This window comes from Plebeiibacterium sediminum, from assembly GCF_026013605.1.
Classification (GTDB): domain Bacteria; phylum Bacteroidota; class Bacteroidia; order Bacteroidales; family Marinilabiliaceae; genus Saccharicrinis; species Saccharicrinis sediminus.
The window spans coordinates 1-325 of the sequence record NZ_JAPDPJ010000400.1; the positions used below are offsets into that span (position 1 = coordinate 1).

The window sequence follows — 325 nt, forward strand, 5'->3', positions numbered from 1 at the left end:
ATTTTAAGGTTGCGAAACAAAAAATATTAAAACCTCACATGCACGATATAAAGACGAATTTCGATAAAATTTTGGAAGTATTAAAATCTGTATTGTAAGATCAGGTTGATTTGAACGGTAATTTTCACAAGGTGGGAGCAAGACCTAAATTTTCAGATATAGAATTAATTAGCCTAAATCTGACTAGTGAATATTTATCCATTGATAGCGAAAGTTTGCTTTTCAAAAAACTCAAAAGTGAATATAGAGAACAATTTCCTAACATGATTGACCGGACACAATATAACAGAAGAAAGAAATGTTTATTTGGTTATATCGAATGGGT

Annotated in this window: 1 pseudogene; it reads left to right on the plus strand. The window is 29.8% G+C overall.

Annotated features, from left to right (window positions below):
• Positions 1 to 131: 131 nt before the first annotated feature.
• Positions 132 to 325: pseudogene (locus OM075_RS25950) on the plus strand (IS982 family transposase); the annotation flags it as partial.